This window comes from Rhodococcus sp. LB1 (assembly GCF_001583455.1).
Lineage (GTDB): Bacteria > Actinomycetota > Actinomycetes > Mycobacteriales > Mycobacteriaceae > Rhodococcus_F > Rhodococcus_F opacus.
The window spans coordinates 1-6,630 of record NZ_LTCZ01000174.1; the positions used below are offsets into that span (position 1 = coordinate 1).

At 62.2% G+C, this 6,630-nt stretch carries 5 protein-coding genes; 3 read left to right on the top strand and 2 right to left on the bottom strand.

The annotated features are described in order from the left end of the window. Positions 1-43 precede the first annotated feature (43 nt). Positions 44-976 (bottom strand): SDR family NAD(P)-dependent oxidoreductase, encoded by a 933-nt coding sequence (locus AZG88_RS23495; protein ID WP_156517596.1) that lies wholly within the window; start codon positions 974-976, stop codon positions 44-46. A gap of 248 nt (positions 977-1,224) precedes the next feature. On the opposite strand from AZG88_RS23495, the gene AZG88_RS23500 reads away from it, so the two are divergent. Next, positions 1,225-2,040 (top strand): alpha/beta fold hydrolase, encoded by an 816-nt coding sequence (locus tag AZG88_RS23500; RefSeq protein ID WP_061699357.1) that lies wholly within the window; start codon positions 1,225-1,227, stop codon positions 2,038-2,040. Positions 2,041-2,116: 76 nt separating this feature from the next. Here AZG88_RS23500 and AZG88_RS23505 read toward each other — a convergent pair whose 3' ends face one another. Further along, on the bottom strand, positions 2,117-3,124 hold the full coding sequence (locus tag AZG88_RS23505) for an AraC family transcriptional regulator (RefSeq protein WP_231914153.1): 1,008 nt from the start codon (positions 3,122-3,124) through the stop codon (positions 2,117-2,119). A gap of 204 nt (positions 3,125-3,328) precedes the next feature. On the opposite strand from AZG88_RS23505, the gene AZG88_RS23510 reads away from it, so the two are divergent. Both AZG88_RS23510 and AZG88_RS23515 read left to right on the top strand, forming a co-directional pair. Further along, positions 3,329-4,552 (top strand): acyl-CoA dehydrogenase family protein, encoded by a 1,224-nt coding sequence (locus AZG88_RS23510; RefSeq protein WP_231914154.1) that lies wholly within the window; start codon positions 3,329-3,331, stop codon positions 4,550-4,552. Positions 4,553-4,643: 91 nt separating this feature from the next. Continuing rightward, positions 4,644-6,566 carry an AMP-binding protein gene (locus AZG88_RS23515; RefSeq protein ID WP_061699360.1) on the top strand — a complete coding sequence of 641 codons (1,923 nt, stop codon included), beginning with the start codon at positions 4,644-4,646 and terminating at the stop codon, positions 6,564-6,566. Positions 6,567-6,630: the final 64 nt, after the last annotated feature.

Below are 6,630 nucleotides of genomic sequence, written 5' to 3' on the forward strand. Positions count from 1 at the left end.
GAGGTATCGAGGTATCGAGGACCAGCGTTGCCGTGTGTGATGGTCACCGGTATTCGAGGGTGTTGAACTCGGTCGGCGTGTCGACGATTCCCTTGCCGAGTTCTGGAGCGATCCTCGAAATCTCGACCCCGAGCCACTCCGACGGGGTGCGCACCGGCGTCAGTGCTCCATCTCTCAGAAGCGCCCGCGACTGCCCAGACCATGTCCCCGACGCCGATGCGGTGATGTCGACTGCTGGGCCGAGCGCGAGCTGCAGGCGTGAGGCCCATCCGCCACCCACTTCGAACGCCTCACCGTTGACGGTACAATCCGGATCAGCAAGTTGTGAAACAAAAGTCGCCACGTGCTCGGATTGGAAGTGATGTTCGAAGACTTCGCGAACCACTGGGTCGGGAAGTTCCGCGGTCATCCGACTCCATGCTGATGGAAGGATGCAATTCACCGTGATACTGGTGCCGGTGGTTTCGAAGGCAAGGCTGTTGGTGAAGCCGAATACGCCAGCCTTGCCCGTGCCGTAAGCGGTGAAACCGGGACTGCCCAACATGCCCACTGATGAGACGTTGATGATTCTGCCGGCGTCAGACTTCAGCAGATGGGGCCAACTTGAACGGGACACCCCAACTGCCGATCGAATGTGCATGTCGCACAGTCTGTGCCAGTCCTGCGAGGTGGTATCAGCGAACAACGTCGTCCCGAGGGCGCCCGCGTTGTTGACCACGATGTCGAGCTGTCCGTAGGAATTGATGGCGTGTGCAACCAGTTCCTCTGGATTGGTCACGACGTCGTAGGCATTGTGAACGGCGGTGCCGCCGCGTTCAGTTATTTCCTTGGCCACCGTCTCCGCGACGTCAGCGTCGCGGTCGTTCACGATGACGCGACATCCTGAATCGCTCAATGCCAGGGCGTGTGCCCTGCCCATTCCGCGCCCGGCGCCAGTCACTATGGCTACTCGGTGCTGAGAAGTCGACTCGGTCACTGCGGTCTCCTCTTGGTAGGTAGTTCTGAGAGTTCGTATCGCAAACCGCGCGGCGGAGGTATCCCGGATGCAGCACGGGACAGAGCGCGCCTTGACTCGCGTGCTCAGTAAACAATCCCAACACGGCTTTGGCAACTGCGTCGGGCCAACCGAGAATGGCCCGCCCACGTGCAAATTTCGGCTTGTAGCCTGTCCGCAGCCCTGGGAAGCTGGCACGGCCGCACTACCAGAACTTCCGGGAGGCCATCATGCCCAGTTCCACCCAGTCCCCCATCGGTCCGGAGCGATTCGACCTGGAAACTCCGGGAGGCATCGTCAGCGTTCTGCGCTCGGGAACGGGAGTCCCAGCTCTTCTCCTGCATTCCGCGGGTGGAGCCCGGGCATGGAGCCCCCTCCACGAGGCGATTGCCGCCCGTCGCACGCTTTTCGCGCCCGACCACCCGGGGTTCGGCCTGTCGGGTGATTTCGCAGACTTCACTTCGGTGAATGACATCGTTGAGCACTACCTGCGGGTCGTCGACCTCTTAGAGCTCGACACTTTCGATCTGATTGGAAGCTCCTTCGGAGGCTGGATCTCGGCTGAATTGGCCGCCCGCGCGCCCGAACGGGTCCGCTCGCTGACTCTCCTCTGCCCCGCCGGGCTCGATCTGCCCGAGGCGCCGGTGACGGATCTGTTCGCCCTGACCCCAGGCGAGATCGTGAGGCACCTTTTCCACTCCCCCGACATGATCGAGCTGGTGCTGTCGACACCCCCCGACGAGGAAGCCGCGGCGGCAGCCGCTCGCGATATGTCCTCGCTTGCGCGATTCGCCTCCGACCCCGTGCTCTGCGACCCTGAGCTGCGTAGCCGGCTGCCGCTCGTAGCGGCACCGACACTCGTCGTGGCCGCAGGTGAGGACCGCATCATCCCGAGCCGGCATTCCGAAATCTACGCGGCGGAGATCCCGGATGCGCGACTTCTCGTGGTCGAGGGTGTCGGACACGTCCTCGACGGTGAAAAGCCGGAGCCGGTCATCGACGCGTGTCTGGAATTCCTGTTCGATCCGCTGAGCGTCGCATCCTGACGCGATTGCGGTATAGCCACTATCCGCTCGCCGGTCACCACGGTGACCGGCGCACGGAACCGGCCGACAGGGTGACTCACGATGGATCGAGTGCGGTTGTCGCCTGAGCGATAGGCAGCCCGGGCGGCGGGCGTCGAAGCGTCTCTGACGGATACTGACCGAAGACAGTGGAGTACTCCCTGGAGAAACGGCCCAGATGGAGGAAGCCGCCTGTGGTGACCGCGACGTCGGTTACGGTCGCATCCGGGGAGGTGCGTCGCATCAACTCATCATGCACGGCTTCCAGCCGAAGGCGTTTGTAGCAGGCGAGCGGTGTCATGTTGCAGTGCGCACGGAAAGCTTCCTGGAGCACCCGTAAAGGGACGCCTATGCGACTGGCGATACGCGGTATGGGAATTGGTGACGCGAGATTTGCCCGCATTTCCGCCATCGCCTGGTCGAGAACCTCGAACGACGCGTCACGAGGTTCCTGATTGATTGCGTCACTGTGGCTGTGCCGAAGCCCGAGGAGCATGCCGGCCAAAACAGCGTCCCTCAATTCCCATCCGAGGGCGACGGGCAATTCGTCGGATCGAGCGTGTGCCAATTGGAGAGCCGTTGCTACCGCCGATCGGACCAAACCGCCGGACTCCCGGTCGACGAAGGGTGTAAAAGTAATGTCGCTGTGGCTTCCAGCAGTTAATTTGCGAGCGCGGCTCGAGACTGCAGTAGTGGGGACGACGAGACATAGCATCTCGTGGTCCTGGCTGCAGGTTAGCCGGAACGGTGTGTGGGGAGAATAAACTACAGCGTCGCCTGTTTCCGAGTGCACGCATTCGCGCCCGACAAACGTCTCTGTCGAACCTTGAAGCATGAAATTGACCGCATAGGAGTCGAGCGGTTGCGCGACTATTTCCAACTCCGATCCGTACCGGAAATGCGTGACCTGAATATCGCCGAGTTGCAGATGGCGAACCCTGGCGCGGAAACCATCACGGTCACCTCCGACGCTCAGGATGTGCGGGGAGAGGAGGGTTGCGACGACGGCTGCTGCCTGTTTCGGGTCTGTGGTGTCGACCAGCAACCTATTGGGAACGTCGCCCATCCTGACGACGGACGGTGCGACCCGTGAAAGTGAGTGCATGTAGCGCCTTCCTCTTGATGCACATGGTGTCTGACCGACGAGGTGACGTCAATCACAGACTGCACTGGTGCTCGACCGAATGTGGATAGGACGTCCGCCGACCTACGCATAGCTTTGCCGTAGCTGAATTGCTGGTTCCACGAGCGTTAACCGAGGGAGATCGCTATGACCACACTTGACACCGAGGCTTCGACGGCGCTCGGCCACATGCATGTCGACAATGCGGACCGGCTCAATCCTGGCGAGGAATTCGAGGCTCTGATGGAACGCATCGAAATGATTGTTCCGTTGGTGAAGGCGAACGCAGAAGAGTGCGAGCGTCGCGGAAGGCTGACCGACGAGGTAATGGACGCCCTGCACGAGACGGGTGCTTTCCGCATCGGCATCCCGAAAATGGCCGGTGGTTATGAACTCACTCCCTGGCAGAGCATTCAGGTGATCGAGAGATTGTCTTACGCCGATCCCTCGACTGGCTGGGCGTTCATGGCACTGCAAATGGCCACGGGATCGACCATTGCCTACCTGGGTGAAGACGCCGATGATCTATTCCCAGACGGCGGATATCGGCTCGTTGCGGGGCAGGCCACCCGCCTGGGAGCCGTCAAGAGGGTTGAGGGTGGCTACCTCCTTTCTGGGCAGTGGTCGTTTGCGTCGGGTTTGCACCACGCCTCCTACGCCTACGCAGCCGGCTTCGACACGGAGACTCAGCGGCCCCTGGCCTTCATCTTCCCGAAAGAGAAAGCGGAGATCGTGGACAATTGGAACGTGATGGGTCTCAAAGCGACTGGATCTATCGATTACTCATGTGACGACCTATTCGTTCCTGACACCCATGTGTATGAGTCGGCCACGGGCACCGCGAAGATGGGAGGAGCCCTGTACAAGACAGGTGCGGCAAATTTATCCGGGATCTGCCATACCGGCTGGGCGCTCGGTGTGGCCCGCCGGATGCTCGATGAGCTGCAGTCTTACGCCGCTGATAAGACAGGGGCCCCGGGCGCGTGGGTGGATACTCAACAGTTCTACGCCGAATACGCTGACGCCGAGGCGAAGTTGGGTGCGGCACGCGCATGGGTACGCGAAGTCTGGCTGAGCAACGAGGCGTCCCTGGACTCCGGGGACCACCTTACGACCAAGCAGGAGAGCCTGACGCGGCTCATGCTCAACCACACGACCCGAACTGCCCAGAGTGTCGGACTCGCTGTACATAAATGGGCTGCTACTGCGGCGATCCGAGAAGGTGACCTCCAGCGACTTTTCCGAGACCTGAACGTTGGCACGCAACACATCACGTCAGGGCCGCAGGTTCTGCAAAGTTGCGGCAAGTACCTGGCGGGCCTCGCGCCCACAGGCCGCTGGTTCTTCCTGAACCTCGACGAGGGCGCGTGATGGTCTATTCCGTAGTCCGCGATGCACGGGCCGATCGGGTTCCTGGAGGGGAGAGATGGACATGACCGAAGTTACGAGAGAGGGCAAAGACGTGGGTGCGTTCGACGACGTGATGAAGAGCAGCGTTGAGGACCGGGACGATTTCTGGCTGCGCGCGTCGGAAATGCTGCAGTGGGTCGAGCCGCCCCTGACCGCGCTCGACAGTACGAAACCTCTGTTTTACCGGTGGTTCCCGGACGGACGGCTCAACGTCGCGCACAATGCGCTGGATCGGCACGTCGAGGCCGGTCGCGGTGACTGCACCGCGCTCGTCTACGACTCTCCAGTGACGGGAGTCAAGCGAATCTACACCTACACTCGTCTGCGCGACGAGGTGGCCGTCTTTGCCGGGGGGCTTCGCGAGCTCGGCGTCAACGTGGGCGACCGCGTGGTGATCTACATGCCCATGATCCCGGAGGCTGTGATCGCGATGCTCGCGTGCGCCCGGATCGGCGCGGTGCATTCGGTGGTCTTCGGGGGGTTCGCGGCCAAGGAACTCGCCGCCCGCATCGACGACGCCACTCCGACCGTAATCGTCTCTGCCACCTGTGGAATCGAAGGAACCCGTGTCATCGAGTACAAGCCCCTCCTGGACCGTGCACTCGAGCTCGCCCATCACGCACCAGCGAGGCAGGTGATTTTCGAGCGCCCACAGGCGACAGCCGTCATGGGTGACAACGACATAGCCTGGACCGACGTAGTTGCGGCCGCCACGCCCGCGGAGGCTGTGCCGGTCCGGTCCACCGATCCGTTGTATATCCTCTATACCTCCGGCACAACCGGCCCACCGAAGGGCGTCGTGCGCGACAGCGGCGGGTACGCGACGGCACTGGCATGGTCGATGCGGAACGTCTACGACGTGGGTCCCGGTCAGGCAATCTTCACGGCGTCGGACATCGGATGGGTTGTCGGACACTCCTACATCGTTTACGGACCGTTGCTCGCCGGCGCAACTACCGTGCTGTACGAGGGCAAACCTGTTGGGACGCCGGACGCGGGCCAGTTCTGGAGAGTCTGTGCCGAACACTCGGTGCGGTCGATGTTCACGGCCCCCACCGCCCTACGTGCGATCAAGCAGGTCGACCCGGACGGGCGACAAGCAGAAATGTACGACCTATCGGAGCTGAAGTACCTCTTCCTCGCCGGCGAGAGGCTCGATCCCGAAACGCACCGGTGGGCCACGGGTCTTCTGAGTGTCCCCGTCCTCGACCACTGGTGGCAGACCGAGACGGGATGGCCGATGGTAGCCAACCCCGCAGGGATCGAGCTGTTGGAGATCAAACCGGGTTCGCCATCGAAGCCACTGCCCGGCTGGGACGTTCGGGTTCTCGATTCCGATGGGCATCCCGTCGCATCGGGCGAAGACGGAGCGATCGCCGCGAAGCTGCCACTGCCGCCGGGTGCATTCTCGAACCTCTGGAACGACGACGAGCGATTCCTCGAGTACATGTCGACGTACGACGGCTACTATCTGACCGGTGATGGCGGCCGCATCGACGCCGATGGTTACGTGTACGTGATGGGGCGCATGGACGATATCGTCAACGTCGCCGGACATAGATTGTCGACGGGTGCGATGGAGGAAGTCCTCGCCTCGCATCCCGATGTTGCAGAGTGCGCCGTCATCGGCGTGGCCGATCCCGTGAAGGGGCAGATACCCCGCGCCTTCGTCGTGTTGAAGTCCAATGTCGATACCTCGGCCGCGGACCACGACGAAGAGATCACTGCCGCGCTCGTGCAACGGGTTCGCGAACAGATCGGCGCTGTTGCGTCGCTGAAGGACGTCGCTGTGGTCCCAGCCCTTCCGAAGACCCGGTCGGGCAAGATCCTACGAAAAACGATGCGTCGCATCGCTGACGGACACGCGGAGAAGGCGCCGTCCACGATCGACGACGCGCGGGTACTCGACGCCCTCGCCCCCGTACTTCGTCGGTCGTCAACAGCGGCGCTGCCCAGCATCGACCGCACAGTGTGAGATGCCGTGTCGGGCGTTGAGCACAAGCCGCTTGTCCATCTCCCTGCCGGAGGGTTTCATGAAT